This window comes from Vibrio hyugaensis (genome assembly GCF_002906655.1).
Taxonomy (GTDB): Bacteria; Pseudomonadota; Gammaproteobacteria; order Enterobacterales; family Vibrionaceae; genus Vibrio; species Vibrio hyugaensis.
Window position 1 is genome coordinate 2,012,857 of record NZ_CP025795.1, and the last position, 19,482, is coordinate 2,032,338.

At 46.0% G+C, this 19,482-nt stretch carries 14 protein-coding genes, 1 tRNA gene and 1 pseudogene; 6 read left to right on the forward strand and 10 right to left on the reverse strand.

Features of this window, described 5'->3' with window-relative positions; translation table 11 throughout:
• Nucleotides 1-106 precede the first annotated feature (106 nt).
• The gene (locus tag C1S74_RS26050) at nt 107-715 is read left to right on the forward strand and encodes an alpha-ketoglutarate-dependent dioxygenase AlkB family protein (protein WP_045398849.1); all 609 of its coding nucleotides are present in this window, start codon (nt 107-109) and stop codon (nt 713-715) included.
• 69 nt (nt 716-784) lie between these two features.
• Nucleotides 785-1,870, forward strand: coding sequence for a DUF3541 domain-containing protein (locus C1S74_RS26055; protein ID WP_045398850.1), 1,086 nt, complete (start codon nt 785-787; stop codon nt 1,868-1,870).
• 24 nt (nt 1,871-1,894) lie between these two features.
• Here the strand turns inward: C1S74_RS26055 and C1S74_RS26060 are convergent, their stop codons facing one another.
• From C1S74_RS26060 to C1S74_RS26070, 3 genes are all read right to left on the reverse strand, one after another.
• Nucleotides 1,895-2,692 carry a helix-turn-helix domain-containing protein gene (locus C1S74_RS26060; RefSeq protein ID WP_045398852.1) on the reverse strand — a complete coding sequence of 266 codons (798 nt, stop codon included), beginning with the start codon at nt 2,690-2,692 and terminating at the stop codon, nt 1,895-1,897.
• Nucleotides 2,693-2,803: 111 nt separating this feature from the next.
• On the reverse strand, nt 2,804-4,078 hold the full coding sequence (locus tag C1S74_RS26065; protein WP_045398853.1) for a sugar phosphate nucleotidyltransferase: 1,275 nt from the start codon (nt 4,076-4,078) through the stop codon (nt 2,804-2,806).
• A gap of 207 nt (nt 4,079-4,285) precedes the next feature.
• Nucleotides 4,286-5,494: a NupC/NupG family nucleoside CNT transporter gene (locus C1S74_RS26070; RefSeq protein ID WP_038875278.1), complete on the reverse strand. Its 1,209-nt coding sequence runs from the start codon at nt 5,492-5,494 to the stop codon at nt 4,286-4,288.
• A 561-nt stretch (nt 5,495-6,055) separates the two neighbouring features.
• On the opposite strand from C1S74_RS26070, the gene C1S74_RS26080 reads away from it, so the two are divergent.
• Nucleotides 6,056-6,139: transfer RNA gene (locus C1S74_RS26080), tRNA-Leu, on the forward strand.
• A gap of 30 nt (nt 6,140-6,169) precedes the next feature.
• A complete protein-coding gene (locus C1S74_RS26085; RefSeq protein ID WP_045398854.1) occupies nt 6,170-6,781 on the forward strand; it encodes a DUF2913 family protein in 612 nt (203 codons plus the stop codon).
• A gap of 99 nt (nt 6,782-6,880) precedes the next feature.
• Here C1S74_RS26085 and C1S74_RS26090 read toward each other — a convergent pair.
• Nucleotides 6,881-8,281 (reverse strand): annotated as a pseudogene (locus tag C1S74_RS26090) (tryptophanase).
• A gap of 294 nt (nt 8,282-8,575) precedes the next feature.
• On the reverse strand, nt 8,576-9,820 hold the full coding sequence (locus C1S74_RS26095) for an NADH:ubiquinone reductase (Na(+)-transporting) subunit B (RefSeq protein ID WP_045398856.1): 1,245 nt from the start codon (nt 9,818-9,820) through the stop codon (nt 8,576-8,578).
• Nucleotides 9,821-9,989: 169 nt separating this feature from the next.
• Between C1S74_RS26095 and C1S74_RS26100 the strand changes: the two genes are divergently transcribed.
• Nucleotides 9,990-10,397 (forward strand): cystatin, encoded by a 408-nt coding sequence (locus C1S74_RS26100; protein WP_045398857.1) that lies wholly within the window; start codon nt 9,990-9,992, stop codon nt 10,395-10,397.
• Between the two features lie 47 nt (nt 10,398-10,444).
• Here C1S74_RS26100 and C1S74_RS26105 read toward each other — a convergent pair whose 3' ends face one another.
• The 4 genes from C1S74_RS26105 to C1S74_RS26120 all read right to left on the reverse strand — a co-directional run bounded on the left by C1S74_RS26105 (nt 10,445) and on the right by C1S74_RS26120 (nt 15,845).
• Complete coding sequence (locus C1S74_RS26105; RefSeq protein ID WP_045398858.1) at nt 10,445-10,966, reverse strand: GrpB family protein; 522 nt, start codon at nt 10,964-10,966, stop codon at nt 10,445-10,447.
• 415 nt (nt 10,967-11,381) lie between these two features.
• On the reverse strand, nt 11,382-12,614 hold the full coding sequence (gene lhgO / locus C1S74_RS26110) for an L-2-hydroxyglutarate oxidase (RefSeq protein WP_045398860.1): 1,233 nt from the start codon (nt 12,612-12,614) through the stop codon (nt 11,382-11,384).
• A gap of 8 nt (nt 12,615-12,622) precedes the next feature.
• A complete protein-coding gene (locus tag C1S74_RS26115; protein ID WP_045398861.1) occupies nt 12,623-14,746 on the reverse strand; it encodes a TRAP transporter permease in 2,124 nt (707 codons plus the stop codon).
• 88 nt (nt 14,747-14,834) lie between these two features.
• Complete coding sequence (locus C1S74_RS26120) at nt 14,835-15,845, reverse strand: TAXI family TRAP transporter solute-binding subunit (RefSeq protein ID WP_005374185.1); 1,011 nt, start codon at nt 15,843-15,845, stop codon at nt 14,835-14,837.
• A gap of 836 nt (nt 15,846-16,681) precedes the next feature.
• Between C1S74_RS26120 and brnQ the strand changes: the two genes are divergently transcribed.
• Complete coding sequence (gene brnQ, locus C1S74_RS26130; protein ID WP_045398863.1) at nt 16,682-17,992, forward strand: branched-chain amino acid transport system II carrier protein; 1,311 nt, start codon at nt 16,682-16,684, stop codon at nt 17,990-17,992.
• Between the two features lie 48 nt (nt 17,993-18,040).
• Here brnQ and C1S74_RS26135 read toward each other — a convergent pair whose 3' ends face one another.
• Entirely contained in the window at nt 18,041-19,390 is a 1,350-nt protein-coding gene (locus C1S74_RS26135; protein ID WP_045398864.1) for a sigma-54-dependent transcriptional regulator, read from the reverse strand.
• Nucleotides 19,391-19,482 lie beyond the last annotated feature (92 nt).

Genomic DNA, 19,482 nt, shown 5'->3' on the forward strand with positions numbered 1-19,482 from the left:
ACTTATTCATTATTGTTAAAATGCTTATTTACCTTAAGAATAACCAATAGCTATCGCAAAGGTAATAAATATCGACCATTTTTATAAATGAGAAAGGTAAAGTGAGATGCAAGTACAAGGTGATTTATTTAAAAGCTCATTTTGGCAAGAAGTAGCACAGGGCAGAATTTACTATGACCCTAACTTTCTCAGTAACTTAGAAGCTGATCGTTATTTCTCTAACCTTCGCTCTACTCTCCCATGGCAACAAGAGCGCATCACCATGTTCGGCCGCTCAGTACTGCAACCTCGTTTACAAGCTTGGCATGGCGATGTTACCTATACATATTCAGGATTAACCATGTCGCCACACCCTTGGACACCGGATCTCAACGAGCTAAAAGCGCGCTGTGAAGCCATCGCCAAAGTCCAATTCAACTCGGTCTTGGCAAACCTATATCGTCATGGACAGGACTCCATGGGATGGCACCAAGATAATGAGCCAGAGCTTGGAAGAAATCCGGTTATCGCTTCTGTAAACCTTGGCGAAACTCGACGCTTTTTACTGCGGAATTTACATTGTAAAACTCAGCTAGAGTATGAACTTAGCCATGGTGCCTTGTTAATTATGGCAGGAGAACTGCAGCATCATTGGAAACACGCGGTGCCCAAAACGGCAAAACCGAAAGGTGAACGTATCAACCTGACCTTCCGCCATATCGTGACCAACTATTGACTGAGGCATTACATAGCAAAGAAGCATTGATGCTAGGTTTGAATTCTGGCCTTTTTGTGGAATGTGATTATGCGTATCAAACCTCTCAACTTAGCTATCTTGCTCTCTTGTTCGTTGGTCTTTAACGTTCAAGCCGATCAGGACTCACCTGTGTTGAGCTACCCTCAATCTGCACAGTTAATAAAAGATACGTTTGAGTCGCAGCTTTATTCCCTACCAGCATTTAAAGAAGGCCATTTTGGGTTGCGCATGTACCGCCAAACTCTAGATGATAAATACCTTCCTGCGGTGTGGACAGGCATGGCTCAAATCGCCAGCCGTTTGAATCACTTTGCCAGTGATGTGAATACGCCAGAACAAATCATATTGTATTCAGAAGAACGCCTTGCCAATTACCATGATCAAGAAGACGAACGAGGCCAGCGTCGCTACACCGTGACCAAACATCAACCTGAGTATTTTTACCTAGGGGTCGATTTGCTGGGTGCAATGGCAAGAGCTGACGAATACGGCCTTAAACACAAACACGATAAGACCTTGAGAAGCGTCATTCGACGTTATGATTTCACCAAATACGCGACCGATCCTGAAATGATCGAGGCATGGGCAGCGCAACTGGCCAATCAAGTTTATTGGCTACGTCAACTGGGTGAGCAAGATGTCGTCAATGATTTCACCAAAGCCTTTAAAAGCACCTATCCAGATTCACAGGATAAGAAGTTGTCACCGCAGCAATACAGCAACAAAATCTACGGCATGACACACATTATTTTTGGTGATTCTCAATACTATCAAAAACAGGTCAATGAATCTGACCATCAATGGATATACGATTACTTCCGCGACAATATCGATACGATTATCTTACGCTCTAAAGAAGATGTGATTGCCGAGGTAGGTATTACGTTTCTTCTTGCGGGGCTAGAGAATGACCCAGTCGTCGAGAAAACACGTCAAGCGATTCAAGGCTCAATCAGTCTCGATCAAGGCATGATCCCATCGGTCGATGGCGACTTCGACTTAAAATATGGAGAGCATAGAAACGTCTTAGCAATCATGTTATTAGACTGGAAGGGGGTTCACCAAGCACCGACGGTTGCTAATCAGCCATTCGCTTTTCAATCGTTACCTTACGGACTGGTTCCGAAATCGTAATATGGTGCAATTTAAACATTAAAGTTAGGCGTTCTGCTTTTTCTGTACTTGTTCATAACGGACTAAACGAAAATCTTGATAACCTTCCATCACACTGATAATCATCGGGTTATCAAAAAACTGCTCACTGGTTCCAGTATAAAAGGTGACGCAGTGGCTATAACAACACTTTTCTAGGAAACAGTCACTCATAAACTGGTTGAGACTGTGGTCTCGAATCGGAAAATACACCATCAAACCTCGGCTGATCTCCGCGATATGATTAAGTAATGCGGTTCGAATGGTTTTAGTGAGAAAGACCACACTGATAAGATAAATCGCCCCTTGCTTTAGCTCATACAATACATGACCAACCAACATCTTTTTATAGTAAAAACAAAACACTTTAGGCTGGGTCAAGCATAAGGCGTCAAGCGTATCTGTGACTGCATTGCCGTTTTGTCTGAAATGCGAATCGAAGATCAGCTGTTTGTCATCCTCGCCCAGCTTGTCAAAAGCAACATGACTGCGATGCGTGATTTCATAGTCATACACCGTATTCAGATTTTGGAAATTCACCGGATGTTGCAATGCTTTTTTGACACTTTTTAGCTCTTGTTCATCATAGTGATAAGGCTGCTGAAAGAAGTGAGCAATCCCGAGGCGGCGCAGTAGAGTGGGTTCAATCTTCCCCCTTTCCCACTGGCTCAATGTGGCTTGGTTTAAACTGGAAAAAACACGATGAGCGGAAGAGAGGAGTTCGGCCAACCCATCCTGCGAGTATTTTGATTTTTTTCGGTAATGCTTCAATGCATTTGCAAAATGAAGACGATCGAACTTCATCCTCTCTCCTAGCCAACTGGGCTCAATATCAATGTGTTATAAATCTTTTAATTAAAATAGATAAGATTTCAGTGTTTCGTAAAATGAGAAACACAATAAACCTTACCTGACTTAAATCGTATTCGCTGTAACGCCTTCGGGGTAATTGTCATGCAGTGATGTCAGTGGTTGTTCAAAACCGACGCGACTGCCTTTGGGAATCACGACCAATCCCCCCTCCGTTACAAAAAACCGCTCACTGTCTTTCTCAAGTTTCTCACCAATGACTGTCCCTGGAGCGATATGGACATCCTCTTCAATAATGGCACGTGTAATGCGGCTGTTTGCTCCAACCTTACAGCGCGCCATCAATACCGCCTCATGCAACATGCTGTTTCTACCTAAATCACAATCAACCCCAATCACAGAACGGATAGAGCACGCCCCTTCAATTCGGCAGCCTGAAGCGATATAGCTGTCTTTAATGCGAACTTTAATGCCTCCTGCATCATTACATAAGCTGGATCGCTGTGAGACGACTTCTTTACTAAGCAAGGGCTCTGAGCTTTTCTTTTGCGTATCATTTTGCTCAACCAACATCGCCATTTGCACCGACCAATAGTCATCAACACTATTCAAACCATGCCAATACAAAGGGGCTTGGTCTGAATCAACTGCTCCCAAATCGAATAGTGCCACTTTGACCTTCTGAACCAGTTTACCAATCACATCACAAGTTAAATCATGTCGGCCGTCTAAGTTTTTTGCATTGGTGAACAAGCCTTTGACTAGGGTCGCACGCTTAAGCACATAGTTCTCGGTAAGCACTAGAGAGAGGCCTGGTTTGTTTGGTATCTCTGCGGGTTGCTGTGGCTGGTGCTGAATGCTTGTTACTTGGTTTTGCTCATCCAATTCTACAACATGATAAGCAGACGCTCGCTCGGTAGGAACTTGAGCTACAACAAGCGTTAACTCAGACGCTTGGATTCTGTGGTATTGCAGCAATGAAGAAAGGTAGCGCCGATGAATTTGTTCTCCACCAACTAACAGTACATGCTCATCAGTCGGATGGTTAATGGTCTCTAGGTTTTGCAGCAAAGCATCCGTCCAATTGTACTGCAACGCAGGCAAAAACTTATTATGGGGGTATATCGGCTCAAGAATGTCGATGTTCGCTTCGTACTTGCTCCATGCACGCTTAATGTGTTCATTTAAAGCAGGGCAATGGAATCGACTTAAGACAAGATTACGCTTTATGCCAGATTGAATTAGATTGCTCAACGCAAAGTCAATCAAACGATGGGCACCCGCGAATGGGGTAATAGATTTACAGCACGTTTCAGATAGAGGCTCTAGCCCACTACTCTCCCTATCGGCTAACACGATCGATACTACTTTTGACGTCATGTTTTACTTCCTTGTCTTATTTATAGTTTAGAAAGTAAACGCAAACCGTACGGTAGTACTATTCAATATTGGGAGCAATGTGCTCAAAAAATAATATTACAGATCAATGTACTCTTAAATATTTAAGCAACCTCTCATTCAAGCGTTTTATAAACAAAAACCCGCTGTAGAAGCGGGTTTTGATTTATTTTTATGTGCGGGCATCCCTTAAAGAGAAATAAAGATACCAGCTAAACAAGCGCTCATTAGGTTTGCTAGGGTACCTGCTGCTACCGCTTTCAATCCCATATTTGCTACGTCTTTACGACGCTCTGGTGCCATCACACCAATTGAACCAAGTTGAATCGCAATCGAACCGATGTTGGCAAAGCCACACAAAGCAAAAGTAATGATAATTTGCGTGTGCTCAGTCAGTGTCGCTTTATGTTGTACGAAGTCGATAAATGCGACGAATTCGTTCATTACGATTTTCTGACCGATGTAAGAGCCCGCTGCAAGTACTTCGTGGCCCGGAACGCCAATCAACCATGCTAGAGGTGCAAATAGGTAACCGAAAATAGCCTGTAGTGTGATGCCAGCAAAACCGAACATTTCACCTAAGTTTTCTAAACCCGTGTTTACCATCGCAATTACACTCACGAAGGCAATAAGCATCGTACCGACCGCAACGGCAACTTTCATACCACCCATCGCACCACTAGCTAGCGCATCGATTACGTTGCTTTCTTCTGATTTATCCAGCTCGATGTTGTTGTAATCACTTGGGGTTTGACGCTCAGGCACGATGATTTTTGCCATCAATAAACTACCAGGCGCCGCCATGAAACTAGCCGCGATTAGGTATTTCAACTCTACACCTAGACCTGCGTAACCACCCAAAACACTACCTGCGACTGACGCCATACCACCAGCCATTACCGCAAACAGCTCAGAGCGGGTCATGTTTTGTAGAAATGGACGGATAAGAAGTGGTGATTCGCCTTGGGATAGGAAGATGTTACCTGTTGCAACCAATGATTCTGCTTTGCTGGTACCCAAAAACTTTTGGATAGCACCGCCGATAAATTGAATCACTTTTTGCATGATACCCAAGTAGTAAAGGGCAGAGATAAGAGCGCTGAAGAAAATGATGATAGGAAGAACGCGGACAGCAAAGATAAAACCAGTAGAAGCAAGGTCACCAAAGAGGAATTTGATCCCTTCATCAGCAAAACTTAAAAGACCCGCAACGCCACTACTCAAACTGGCCAACGCGGCTTGTCCCCAAGGGAAGTAAAGCACTAGAGCAGCAAAACCCATTTGGAGCAACAAAGCACGAGAAACGGTTTTCCAATTGATTGAAGAACGGCTCTCTGACAGTAGGAACGCACAACCTAGTAGTGCAACAATACCAAATAAACTAAATAGAACACTCATGAATCAGACCTACTGAACGTTGAAAAAGAAAGAAACGCCAAAGGAATTGGCAAAAGAAAGGGACAACGTATCGAGTGACAAGGCACTCGTAGATCTAACATGGCGACAGAACGGATAGTTCGACATCTTATTTTTACCTTATACAAGCAATTGAACTTAGCTGGTCCGGTCCGTGGGGTCATTCACTGCTGGAGAGTATTCGACTCATCCCGCTCCATGTGACGGCTTGTATGGGTAAGGGTCCTGAACAACGAACCCTAATTCCCGCTTAAACGGGTCGCAAGTATAGCCATCAAAACGAGAGTTTCATCACATTTATTTACGCAAACGTTCAAGCGTTCATTTTTTGCGCAAGAATGCTAATTTGTGTTCATACTTGTAGTGAAAATAGGGGTATTAAGAGGGGAACGCATGGTGAAACGGCCAAAAACGGACAATAAATGTTCAATCGAACACCAAAGTCCAAAAATGAGTAATTTTGCTCTCGCCAATCTATGGATTTTGGATATACAATTTGGAACGCTTCTTTCCGAAGCCTCTGTGTATTCAGAGCATCATGATGCCGAGATGGTGAAATTGGTAGACACGCTAGCATGAGGTGCTAGTGCCTTAGGTGTGAGGGTTCGAGTCCCTCTCTCGGCACCATTATTCTTCCTATAAGAAATTTAGAGTGTAATGCAAAGTTCTAAGCAGGCAAGACAATCCGCTGATGCTAACCAACTTCTAAGCGAGCTTGCAGTGCACGCCCTATTACACCTGCACTTCAAACTCCATGCGTCCTCGCGACCTATTCCCTTAAAAGAACGTAACGACCTGCTCCAGAAGTGGTTAAAGCCGAAACTAAAAAGCAATCGCTACAAACTGATTAAAAAGCCATTAAAGTCTCTGACTCAACAGGCAAAAGGGGAAAATGGCAACCTTGAAGCTTTGCTTGAACGCTGTGTGGGTGCGAATAAACCGAGCAATCCGCAACCTCACCTCGATAGTTACTTGCTACTGATTAACGAAGTAGAGAAAAAACTCGGTACGACCGTACTGCTCTCTCGTCCTGAAGATGTCGATTTATCACACGACCAGCATGGCTGCTTACTGTGTGTCCTCTCTGACAACTTAAACCAACACTTCGATGATAATAACGCCATGATCGTACCTATTTCGATGCTTTTCCGTGGCCCAATGAGTCAACGTTCACTGTTCTTAGGTAGCATTTACGCCAGCAACACCTTCAATTATGAAGTGCAATATCAAGACGAACAATTTGTACGTATCTCACTCGAGTTAGCGTAAGTTTGATTGATATAAACATACCATTGACGTTGTAAGCCAAATTCTAAAAGGCCACGAATTTCGCGGCCTCTTGCTTATCGAAACATAACGTTTTCTCGATCAATCCAGCTCGCGAAAGCGTGCCGTAAAGTGACGAAGCACAGGCGGCTCGTAATCAAAGGTTAACCCCTTCAACTCATGCGCTCGGTCCTTCAACTCAATGATTGCATCGGCGATGTAGTCCATATGATCGTTGGTGTAGACGCGACGCGGGATGGTCAAGCGCATCAATTCGAGTTCTGATGCTTTCTGTTCACCCGTATCCGGATCTCGACCAAGCAACAGTGAACCAATCTCTACTGCACGAATCCCCGCTTCTAAGTACAAAGCATTACACAACACTTGTGCAGGAAATTGATCCGCGGGTATATGAGGTAGGATTTTCGCTGCGTCAACAAACACGGCATGACCACCCGTTGGATATTGAATTGGAATACCACCCTCGCGCAGACGCTCACCCAAGTATTGCACTTGGCTGATGCGGTAGTGAAGGTAATCCCCATCCGCACCTTCATACAGACCACGAGCCAAGGCTTCCATATCACGGCCAGCCATACCACCGTAAGTTACAAAACCTTCCATCGGTACACATCGTGTTTGAACCGCTTGGAACAGCTCTTGATGATCGCGAATACAACACATACCACCAATGTTTACCATTGGGTCTTTCTTCGCTGACATAGTGAGCATGTCGCCGTATTGGTACATCTCGCGGATGATTTAGAGAATCGATTTGGTCTCGTAACCCGCTTCGCGTTGCTTGATAAAGTAAGCGTTCTCACAGTAACGAGCCGAATCAATCACCACTGGAATGTCGTACTTGGTTGCGATTTCGTACACGCTGCGCATGTTTTCCATCGACACAGGCTGACCGCCTGAGCTGTTACACGTGACCGTTGTGATGATCGCACAGATGTTGTGAGAACCATGTTCTTCAATCGTTGCCACCAGCTTATTAAGGTCAAAGTTCCCCTTCCAGTCGTATGGCGTGGTAGTGTCGAATGCTTCTTCTGTTACCACGTTAATCGCTTTACCGCCATTGAGCTCAATGTGGCCCGCTGTGGTGTCGAAGTGGTAATTTGATATAAACACTGGCGTCTCACCACCGCGAACCTGACGCATACGCTCAATCAAGGCTGGGAATAAGATTTGCTCGGCACCACGGCCTTGGTGAGCAGGCACCGTCAGCTTGTAACCAAAGAAGTGCTCTACCGCATCACACAAGTTGTAGTAGTTGCGACTCCCCGCGTAGGACTCATCACCCATCATGATGCCTGCCCACTGATTGTCACTCATAGCACCAGTGCCAGAGTCAGTCAGCAAATCGATATAAACATCATCACTACGAAGAAGAAATGGGTTAAAACCCGCTTTTTCCAAGGCAATTTCACGGTCAGCCAAGGTCGTCATTTTGATTGGCTCAACCATTTTGATACGGAACGGTTCTGGGATACGTTTCATTTTTAATTTCCTTATACGCATGACCCTACGCACTTAAGCGAAGAGTAAAACAAACAGATAAATTGCTTTTCAATGCGAGAGCATTGAGGAAATTAACGAACAGAAATTTTACTAAGAAGAGACAGGCAGAAGTCTAGGTTGTACCAGAACGACAGCACCAAACGGCTATCAAGAATATTCTTGATTCTCATCGTCTTCGTCCTCCTGATAAAAAGAAAAGCCAGAAACCCCATGTCCCTGACCTTTTCAATATAGTGCAGTTTTCAATCAAACTTCAGTGAAGCTCACCTCATTTTACGAAGGTCTTGCCCTTTTCATTCTGCGCTTAATGCTGCTCTCTTTGACCATGTAGTCGAACAATGGAGCAAACAAGTTGGCAAACAAAATCGCTAACATGATGCCCTCCGGATAGGCTGGATTGAGTACGCGGATAAATATCGTCATCACACCAATTAAGATCCCGTAAGCCCACTTGCCACCGTTGGTGAATGCAGCCGATACTGGGTCTGTCGCCATAAAGAACGTACCGAACGCGACGCCACCAATCACAAAGTGCCAATAGAAAGGCATAGAGAACATGGGGTTCGTATTTGAACCAATCGAATTAAGCAATAGCGACGTCGCGGTCAAGCCAACAAAGACACCAGCAACAATCCGCCACGACGCGATCTTCATAAAGATCAGCACCAGACCTGTGAGCGCGATCAGCAGGGTCGATACTTCCCCCATAGAACCCGGCAAATTACCAACGAAAGCATCCATCCAAGAGATAGGCTGGCCTGTCATGTTGTTGATCAAAGCGCTCTGACCACCTTCGTACCATTGGCTGAGGGGGGTTGCACCAGAATAGCCGTCAGCCGAGACCCAAACTGCGCCGCCAGACATATTAGCTGGATAAGCGAAGTATAAGAACGCACGCCCTGCCAATGCGGGATTTAGGAAGTTACGTCCCGTACCACCGAAGATTTCTTTCGCCACCACAATACCAAAAGTGATACCTAACGCGGCTTGCCACAATGGGATGGTTGGCGGGAGAATTAGCGCAAACAGAATAGAGCTAACAAAGAAGCCTTCATTCACCTCGTGCTTACGGACGATAGCGAACAGCACTTCCCAGAAGCCGCCAACCACAAATACAGTCGCGTAGACAGGCAAAAAGTAGGTTGCACCGACCAGCATTTTGCTTGCCCAACCCGCTTGGCTCGCAGCTTCTACTGAACCCCAAACCCAACTCAGGCCCCAAGAGGCATCAATGGCTTGTTGCGCGGCAGCTTGGTCAAGACCATAAAGCAAAGCATCGCTGGATTGCTGGCCGATGTTATACATGCCCCAAAACATCGCAGGGAATACGGCTAACCACACCATGATCATGATGCGCTTTAAATCGATGCTGTCTCGAACATGGGTAACACCGTGGTTCACCTTACCTGGCGTGTAAAAAAGGGTTTCAACAGCTTCGAAGAGTGGGTAGAACTTGTGGTATTGGCCTCCCGGTTCAAACTTTGGTGAGACCTTTTCAAAATAATGCTTCAGACTCATAACGTCTCCTCCTCTAAAGAATGTTACGAGCCGCTATCAAAAGCGATCGTTTTTAGCCTGTTTAACTCCCTCATTACGTATTTATCTGTTGGCACAGAAGACCTTGCGATTATGTAAACCGTGAAAGGCGTGCTTATACTCAATCAATAACAAAACAATGGAGTGGATTATGAAGTTAAGGATGATGTGGACCGCGATGATGTCGTTGGCCGCTTTTTCATTTGCGGGTAACGCATTGGCCGTAGACAAGCAAATGTCTCCTGGTTTGAAGAAGAAAATGCAAGCCATCTGTGGCTCACAGGGTGGTGTCCCTGGAGGTTGGCAAGTGGCGAAAGTGACACCGGATGCCGAGCGCTCTCTCAGCATGATTCTGCATCAAATGAATGCGACAGATAAGTTAAAACAAATCAATGATGTGAGAACTCAAATCGTCGGCGGAACGCACTATGCGATGGAGTTTGAGCTTAAAGATGGAGAAGTCTGGAACGCGATTGTCCTGCACAGTGCTCGCGGCGATTACATGATCGAGAGGCACGCCAAGAAGGGCGAACTCTGCCCTAAAGATGGCAACTCCTAATTCCCAGATTCAAATACAATAAAGGCGACAGTTACGTCGCCTTTGTTTTATGTCGAGATGACTTTCTTCACAAACGCTGCTTTGGCGTCTGTGTATTTTTCGATGGTAATTTCAGTGTGCTCCACCAAAGAAAGCTTCAGAGCTAAGTACTCACTTCTAAGCTCAGCACTTTCATTTAGTCTATCTCGAAATTGAATCCAGTCTCGCCACAACTGCCCTCGATACTGAGTGAGGTGCAGATAGTGTGTTTTGACTTGATAAGAATCATCGTTGAATTTCGCAAAGACAATTTCTTCTGGCTTTTCCACTTTCAAACGCAGGAAACCCACATCTTTAAGGGCATCGCTCAGCTTTGGAGAAACATGAGGAAAATGCTCAATACCTAGCACCATATCGAGAATAGGTTTGGCAGGCATATCCAAAATGGCAGTACTGCCAATATGCTCGATTCTAGTTGGCGCAATCTCTGTCACTAACGCCAGTTCAGAGCGACAACGTGCAAACTCCTGTCGCCATGCTGGGTCATGTTTAACGACGTCTACTTTGTGATTAGCTAATCCTAATTTCATCCATCCCTCTCCTGATAAACCCGAGTATCATAAGAAGGAAGTTACCCAACCACCAAAGTAAAAGCCAAACTTCCGGCACACCCAACACTAATAACCCAACAAATAGAGTCATTGTTTGTTCTATACCCAAGTAACCTCGAGATGCTTGGTTCAGCGAGAATGACTTGGGTTGTAGACGCGGCGGCGATTTAAAGGTCTAGTGGGTCTAAATCAAGAATCGACAACAAAGTATACGAGCCAAGTCAACTCGCCCTTCGGGAGCGTGTCATTGACTCGATTACTGCGTCAAACAACTTGGAAAGAGCTGGCTATTACACGGCATTGTTTTCCTTGCCATCGAATCAATGACAACGCTCTGAATCCTGCATCTTGAAGTCACTTGGGTATAGTGTACTTTTAGTTTGGTTTTTTACTGTTAAACCGTCTCGGTTTTCGCTTCTATCTTCTCATTCACTTTATCGCAAATGTACTCTCCGATGGGCGTTGCAGATGTCGCTGCGGGAGAGGGGGCGTTGCAAACATGCAGGCTTCTTGCGCTCTCGGCAAACAAGAAGTCATGAACCAAGGTTCCATCAGATAACACCGCTTGCGCGCGAATACCCGCAGGATATGGTTTGAGATCTTCGACCTTGATACTAGGACAATATTTGTTGACCAATTTGAGATAACCCGGCTTCCACCAAGAGTTCTTAAACTCATCCAATCCGGTTTTAAGATGCTTTTGTGTCACTTTCCAGAAACCGGAGAAACTAAGCATTTGCATGGTATCTTGTAGGCTAAAGTTAACCTTGTCGTACCCTTCTCGCTTCCAGCCTTGCACCGCGTTTGGACCAACAGTCACACTGCCATCAATCATGCGAGTCAGGTGGACGCCCAAGAATGGCAAATCAGGGTCGGGAATTGGGTAAATAAGATGATTCACCACTTGGTCGTGTTTGCTATCTAAGCGGTAGTATTCACCACGATAAGGGATGATCTGAAAGTCAGTTGGAATACCCATCATCTTAGTCATACGATCCGCCATCAAGCCGCTGCAAGTGACCAAGAATTTGGCATTGAGCTGCATGGTTTGCCCGTCTGAGATGCAGGTCAGTTGAACTTCTTCATCCTTCTCTTCGGCAGCCACCACTTTGGTTCTCAGGCTAATTTGCCCGCCGAGCTTTTTGAACTCTTCCGCCATTTGCTCAGTGACCAAACGATAATCGACAATACTAGTGGTTTTGACATAAATCGCACCCAAGCCTGTGATGTTTGGCTCAGCTAGCTTGAGTTGAACTTCATCGAGTAGCTTTACGTCGATACCGTTTACATGGCAGCGCTCATAGAGGGCATTCATGCGTTCGACTTCTTGCTCATTGGTCGCAACCAGTAACTTGCCACAGTTCTCCACCGGAATATCGTGCTCAGCGCAGAACGAAATGGTTCGCTCTACCCCACGCTTACAAAAATCGGCTTTTAAGCTGCCCGGTGCATAGTACACCCCGGCATGAATCACGCCGCTATTGTGTCCGGTTTGGTGCTTGGCAAAACCGGACTCTTTCTCAACCAATAAAATGGATTTGTCTGGATGACGTTGCTGCAGTTGCCACGCTGTCGACACACCAACGATACCGCCACCAACAATGATGTAGTCATAGACTGATTTCATACGACCTCTTATAAAACCGATAGTTGAGATTGTTGCAATTTGAACTTGCGACCACTGTAAATAAACACCGCGACAAATACCGCGCAGCTTGCCACACGAACCAACATTGGGATGTCGTGCCAAACCAGCAATGTACCTACCACTACCAACAAGAGACGCGTCAGAATGTTTAGAGGACCTTCCAAGTAACCTTCAATCGCACCAATCAATGCATAGGTACCGATGATGGCAAAAAAGCCCACGGTAATCACCGACGTCACATCCCAACTGACCAAGCCTGTGTAAGCAATCAACAGCGGGACAAGATACAAACCTTTGGCGATTTTCCACGCCATCAAACCGGTACGCATTGGCGGTGTTTTAGCAATGGTTGCCGCAGCAAAGGCGGTCAAACAGACTGGAGGCGTAACGTTGCTGTCTTGCGATAACCAGAAGATGATGAGGTGAGCAGCCAGCAATGCCAAACCTACTGCTTCCATACCCAGACTTTGCTCTAGTAGGGTTTCCATAAAGTCCGCAGGTACTAACGCCACCATTTCTTTCGCGGTTTCCAACGCCATTGGTGCATTAAGCAGTTCCAGCTTTTCTGGCGCCGCCAACATAAAGATGGCTTTTGCTTGTTCAGGCAATTGACCTGACACCATCAATTCAAGCAATTGGTTTTCCGCAATCAACTTGTAAAGCGCAGGGGCAGACAGTGTGCCCAATACAATATACGCCGCTGTCACGGGTAAACCCATACCCAAAACAAGAGAAGCGAGTGCAATCAGAACGATCATGATGAACAAGTCGCCATTCGCCCAACCGTCGATCATCAATGAGAAGGTGTTGCCGATGCCTGTTGTACTGATCACGTTGATCACCAAACCAATACCCACCAGCAATACGGCAGTCGTCGCCATGTTTTTCGCGCCTTGCGATAGCGCTTCGATGATCGCTTTTGGTCCCATCTTATGATCTTTCGAAAACCAAGAAGCCACGACCACTGAGATGATCGACAAACCCGCAGCGTAAGTTGGCGTAAAGCCTTGAACCAAAAGAGTAACCAATACCGCCAGTGGGATAAGGTTGTGCCAACCGCTGATCAACACTTTCAGTAGAGATTCATCGCTGGTCGTGATTTTTTGAACGCCGCTGCGTTTGGCTTCAATACGCACAAAGAACGCCACAGACAAGAAATAGATAAGAGCAGGAATGAAAGAAACCGCAATGATATCAACATAAGGAATTTGTGTGTAAGACGCCATGATGAAAGCACCCGCGCCCATCACTGGTGGCATCAACTGACCACCTGTTGACGCTGCAGCTTCAACACCCGCCGCAAAGCGCGAAGGGAAACCTGCTTTTTGCATTAAAGGAATACTGATAACACCGGTTGAAACCGTATTTGCCACACTAGAGCCAGATACTGAGCCCATCAATCCCGAGCCAATCACCGCAATAAAACCCGGACCGCCGATGATTTTGCCTGCCGCAGCACATGCCACATTGATGATGTAATCACCGACACCAGAGCGCACAAGAAACGCACCAAACAGAATGAACATGAATACGAAAGTCCAACTAATGCGCGAGATAGAGCCAAACATGCCCTCAGAAGAATAGAAGCTGCGGTAGAGCAAGGTTTCCATGCTCAAACCCGGGAAATGGAAAATACCTGTTGCCCACTTACCCCAAAGCACTACGTAACTGAGACACACAACAATCAGCACTGGAATAAACCAGCCCATGGTGCGTCGAATCAGTTCGATAACAATCAAAATTGCCATGATGGCGAAGACCCAATCGCTGGTCACGAACTTCACACCGCGTTCGTACAGCGCATCTTCGGCATAAGGAATGTAGAGCAAACACGCGACCGCACCCATGGCAATAAACACATCAATGCCGAGTGCAATCTTACTCTGCTTGAGAGAGATATGAGCCGGATACCAAAGCGCACAAATCACCGCAAAGCCAGCAAAGTGGGTCGCGGAAATCCATAACTCTGGTAGCGTCGATAAGGTATTAAACCAAATGTGCAAAGCAGACAACACCACGCCAAACACTGTGATTGTGGTGGTTACCCACGGAAAATCAGTGCGCGTGGGCAGCTCAAACTTCTGCAATTCCTTTTCTATTGAGTCGCTCATCTCATACTCCAAGCTCTGGCGGCTTTTTCCATCTTTGAAATCGGTAGGGATAAAATGCCCCGAGCCGAAACTCGGGGCCAAGTTAGCGTTATTTCGCCATTAGATCTGATGGGATTTCGATGCCCATTTCTTTGTAGTAACGCGCCGCGCCTGGGTGAAGAGGCACTGGCAAGCCAGCGATCGCTTTCTCAATCGCCATTGCTTTTGTTGCTTTGTGGATACCTTGTAGGAAAGGCAGATTCTCGTAGATCGCTTTGGTTAGTTGGTAAACGTCTTCTTCCGAGATATCTTCACGAACAGCCAAGAAGTTCGGCTGTGCAATGGTAGTGATCGGCTTATCTAGACCAGGATACGTGTTCGCAGGAATTTCGTACTTCGTCCATAGGTTGTAATTGCCGTTCGCCTCTTTGATTTGCTCGTCAGTAAACGAGAGAATCGAAATGTCTTTACCCAGCGCAGCAAAAGCTTGAGTAACCGCACCAACAGGTACACCTGCAGGCGTGTTCATGCCGTCAATGGTACCGTTTTGAAGTGCGCTCGCGCTGCCGCCGTAGCCCATGTAAGCAAGATTGAATTTATCAGGGTCTACCTTCAGACCTTTCATGATTTGGCGACCAGAGTTTTCAGTACCTGAGTTCTTCTTACCGATAGAAAACTTCTTGCCATCTAGGTTGTTCAGGTCAGTCACTGTGCCCGTTTTTGCTAAGTCAGAACGAACAATAAAGTGCTCAACGTTTTGCCACAGCATAGAGACTGAACGCAGCTGCTCTTGGCGACCGCTCTTCTCATAAGGACCTTCACCAGACCAAGCCCATGCACCGTAAAGACCTTGCAGAATCGCGAACTGTGCTTCGTTTTCGTTCAGCAGTTTAACGTTTTCACCAGAGCCCGCAGAGCTGATTGCAGAAAGGGAGAAGTGGTGCTTTGGTGCCAATTTCACTTTGCTTAACGTCGCCAGTGCTACGCCCACAGGGTAGTAAGTACCACCTGTCGATGCCGTTGCAAGAATGTAGCTACGATCTTCTGCCGCAGCGTTAGCAGCAATACCAAAAGAAGTCACAGCGACAGCCAAAGCTTTTACCAGCTTATTCATTTTCATTATTACTCTCCGTGTAGTCGTTTCACGATTGGGGATTTACATCATGTTAAATCTTTATTAACAATACATTCCCTAGAGCAATTGAAATGCCAACTTTTAACCCTTTGTATTTATTGAACTAAGCGCTGAAAGACATCAAGAATGAGCAAAATCATGCTGATTTGATAGCAAAGTAATGAGCAAGATCTTGCTCATTGAAGAGAAGAAGGTTGCACGCCTAGATCGCAAAAGGTTAATGAAATGTGACCAACACGAAACAAATGCCTAATTCGCTAATAAGCAATATTTTGCCGACGTGATTTTAGGTTGAACTGCAACTAATGAGCGTCTTAACAATAAGAAGAAAAAGCGCATCATTCTAAACTGCTCACTTTATCAGCGGGGGTTTATAGCCTAAACGACTACAAATAGCACAAAAATACAGCAAAACAAGCCATGTTACAGAAATGAAAAGTCATTTATTCTAATTTTGAATTAAAAAAGCAGTTCGATCCACCAGTTCAGAAACAAACATTGACCGTATCAACTTATTTTCTACTTCGGGGTTGTGCCAATAGCCCTATGTTCGTTAGGGTAACAACACGCCAAGGCAAACGTATTCCTTGGTATTTTTTCGTCATTAAGGATCACCCATGTCAGCAACTGCGCAATTACAATTCGCTTTAAAACGCCCATCTGGCGTTGCTGCTGCGATCCTCCTGCTCTCTCTGAAACTGATTCAGAGCTGACAGGCTATATCTAAACTTTCTGTCAGCTTGAGAAGAAGCTGACGGGAACACCACATACTCCTCCCATTCCTTTCAGTTTCATCCAAGCGAAACATAAGAGGAATAACAATGTTAAGCGCACGCAATATCGCCGCTTTGGGCTTCATGACTTTCGCCATGTACTTAGGCGCGGGTAACCTGATCTTCCCTCCATTTTTGGGTTACCAAGCAGGTGAAAACTTTCTGAGCGGGATGTCTGGCTTCCTCTTGACGGGTGTAGGTCTGCCTGCGATGGCACTGGTGATGGTGGCTATCGTAAACGGTTCAGACAAATTAACCGCTGCCCTACCTAAACCTTTGGCGACCAGTTTTTGGGTAATGGTATTTATCGTGATCGGTCCTGCGTTCGTGATCCCACGTGCGATTACCGTGGCTTACCAATTCAGCTTTGCGCCAATGTTTGGTGATGCCGCTTTGGTGCCTTTCACTATTGCCTTCTGTGCTATCACCATTCTATTTGCCCTATATCCGGGTAAGTTGGTCGACAACCTAGGTAAGATCTTAACGCCTGCATTGATGGGTATCTTAATCATCATGTCTGTGACAGCTTTGGTTTCTCCTGCTGGCGAGCTAACTGCCGCAACGGGACCATACGTATCTGGCGCATTTGCTGAAGGCTTGACCCAAGGCTACATGACCATGGATGCACTAGGCTCTATCGGTTTTGGTTGGATTATCTTCCGCGCGATTCGCAGCATGGGTGTGGATTGTCCGAAAGCCACTGCAAAATACACACTAATTGCTGCTTTGATGTACGCGGTTGCCATGGCATTTGTTTACATCTCATTGGCTTACATTGGCTCGACAAGCTCATACTTGGGTTCTGAGTTCAGCAATGGTGGCGACATCTTAACGGCGTTCACCTTCAGCCACTTCGGCGCATTTGGCTCACTATTACTAGGTGCCGTGATGGTATTGGCGTGTTTGACTACTGCTATCGGCGTAACCACAGCAGGCAGTGAGTTTTACGACAACACTTTCAACAAAGTGAACTACAAAGGCTGCGTGATCACGACCATGGTATTGGCTGGTTTGATCGCTAACGTAGGTCTGGAGCAACTATTGGCTATCACATTGCCAGCGGTTGTGGCGCTTCACCCTGTAGCGATTGCGTTGATGATCATGGCACCAGTGCGCAACAAGATGTCGCAAATCATGGTAGTAGCGACCGCACTCACTGCTCTAGCGTTTGGTTGTGTTGATGCGCTGCACATCCTAGGTTACATGCCAGAAGCAGCAAACCAATGGTTAGACAGCAACATGCCGCTGTACCACTACTTTGCAAGCTGGATTGTTCCGACGATTGCTATGGTGATTGTGGGTGTAGTATTTACCCGCAAGGCAAGCCAACAACAAACCGAGTTGGTAAACCAAGCCTAGATTGGCAAGTACTTCAACATAAAACGGCTTCCTCAGAAGCCGTTTTTTCTATGTGTAATCAGATCGATTCAGACCAAACTTCTGCATCTTTTGGTTGAGGGTTCGGCGGGGTAAATCTAGCTCGACCATCACATCCGCTATTCGGCCTTGATGTCGAACTAATGAATCATGCAGCACCTTACGTTCAAAGTTGTGTAACTGAATAGCTAACGGCACGCCAGATTGGGTTTCTTCGGTCGTGGAAGATGGCCGACTAGAGAGTACTTCCATAACTGAAACCGTATTGTCTAATGCAAACCGCATTGCTACATTTCTCAACTCACGAACGTTACCTGGCCAAGCGTAAGCAAGAATGGCTTTTCTATCGGCTTCACTCAGCGAACGACTCTCAGGGTTACTTTTTAAAGCAAAGTGTTCGAACAAGATCAACGCGTCTTCTTCTCGCTCACGTAGCGGTGGCAAATAGATCTGCGCTACATTGAGTCGATAATACAAATCCTGACGAAACTCATCATGATCATTGAGATCTTCTTTCGCGGCGGCGATCACTCTCAAATCAACTGAGATCTGTTGATTGCCCCCAACGCGCTCTACCGTATGTTCTTGTAATGAACGCAACACTTTCACCTGCATAGATAGCGGCATACTCTCGATTTCATCAAAGAATAAGGTGCCTTTATCCGCGTATTCCAATTTACCAATGCGCTTTTTACCCGCTCCAGTAAATGCCCCTGCTTCGTGCCCAAACAGCTCACTTTCAAACAGGTTCTCAGGAATAGCGCCACAGTTGATTGGTACAAAATGATGGGCTCTACGTTGGCTTTCATGATGCAAACTGGTCGCCACCAGCTCTTTACCACAACCTGTTTCGCCGTAAATGATCACGTTAGTATCAATGCGTGCTAACTTGGCAACTTGTTCTCTAAGCTGTTGCATCACTCGGCTTCGCCCAATCAGCACTTCTTCTAAGCCGCTAACGCTAGATAGATACTCTTGGCGATCTTGGGTAGAAGTTTGTGCACGATAGCTCTCGACCGCTTCGGTCACTCGTTGGGATAAGCGCTCAGGTTGGAAAGGTTTCTCGATAAAATCGAACGCACCGTTTTGTAATGCACCTACTGCCATATCGACGTCACCATGTCCGGTGATCAAGATAACCGGCGTTGGAATGTGATTGGCAATCAGGCTTTCTAGTATCGACAAGCCGTCGGTGTCCGGCAGGCGAACATCACTGACAATCGCATCAAATTCTTGGCTAAGAATGGCCGCTTTGCCCTCTTCGCCTAAACTGAATGCGGTCACATCGAACCCAGCCAGTTGCAGCCATTGGCTGGTAGCTTGACGAACAATGTCATCGTCTTCGATAAGTGCAATTTTAGGGGTATCGTCAAAAGCCATGAGTTACTGCCTGCTTTATGGGGTGGGAAAGAAATCACTCTTTATTAACGGTAGCAAAAACCACTGAGGAGAAAAGGAGCTAGATCTCACTT

What these genes read in the sequence shown, in the direction of transcription:
- C1S74_RS26050 (WP_045398849.1), top strand. Translation starts at nt 107, where the DNA reads ATGCAAGTACAAGGTGATTTATTTAAAAGCTCATTTTGGCAAGAAGTA.
- C1S74_RS26055 (WP_045398850.1), top strand. Translation starts at nt 785, where the DNA reads ATGCGTATCAAACCTCTCAACTTAGCTATCTTGCTCTCTTGTTCGTTG.
- C1S74_RS26060 (WP_045398852.1), bottom strand. Translation starts at nt 2,692, where the DNA reads ATGAAGTTCGATCGTCTTCATTTTGCAAATGCATTGAAGCATTACCGA.
- C1S74_RS26065 (WP_045398853.1), bottom strand. Translation starts at nt 4,078, where the DNA reads ATGACGTCAAAAGTAGTATCGATCGTGTTAGCCGATAGGGAGAGTAGT.
- C1S74_RS26070 (WP_038875278.1), bottom strand. Translation starts at nt 5,494, where the DNA reads ATGAGTGTTCTATTTAGTTTATTTGGTATTGTTGCACTACTAGGTTGT.
- C1S74_RS26085 (WP_045398854.1), top strand. Translation starts at nt 6,170, where the DNA reads ATGCAAAGTTCTAAGCAGGCAAGACAATCCGCTGATGCTAACCAACTT.
- C1S74_RS26095 (WP_045398856.1), bottom strand. Translation starts at nt 9,820, where the DNA reads ATGAGTCTGAAGCATTATTTTGAAAAGGTCTCACCAAAGTTTGAACCG.
- C1S74_RS26100 (WP_045398857.1), top strand. Translation starts at nt 9,990, where the DNA reads ATGAAGTTAAGGATGATGTGGACCGCGATGATGTCGTTGGCCGCTTTT.
- C1S74_RS26105 (WP_045398858.1), bottom strand. Translation starts at nt 10,966, where the DNA reads ATGAAATTAGGATTAGCTAATCACAAAGTAGACGTCGTTAAACATGAC.
- lhgO (WP_045398860.1), bottom strand. Translation starts at nt 12,614, where the DNA reads ATGAAATCAGTCTATGACTACATCATTGTTGGTGGCGGTATCGTTGGT.
- C1S74_RS26115 (WP_045398861.1), bottom strand. Translation starts at nt 14,746, where the DNA reads ATGAGCGACTCAATAGAAAAGGAATTGCAGAAGTTTGAGCTGCCCACG.
- C1S74_RS26120 (WP_005374185.1), bottom strand. Translation starts at nt 15,845, where the DNA reads ATGAAAATGAATAAGCTGGTAAAAGCTTTGGCTGTCGCTGTGACTTCT.
- brnQ (WP_045398863.1), top strand. Translation starts at nt 16,682, where the DNA reads ATGTTAAGCGCACGCAATATCGCCGCTTTGGGCTTCATGACTTTCGCC.
- C1S74_RS26135 (WP_045398864.1), bottom strand. Translation starts at nt 19,390, where the DNA reads ATGGCTTTTGACGATACCCCTAAAATTGCACTTATCGAAGACGATGAC.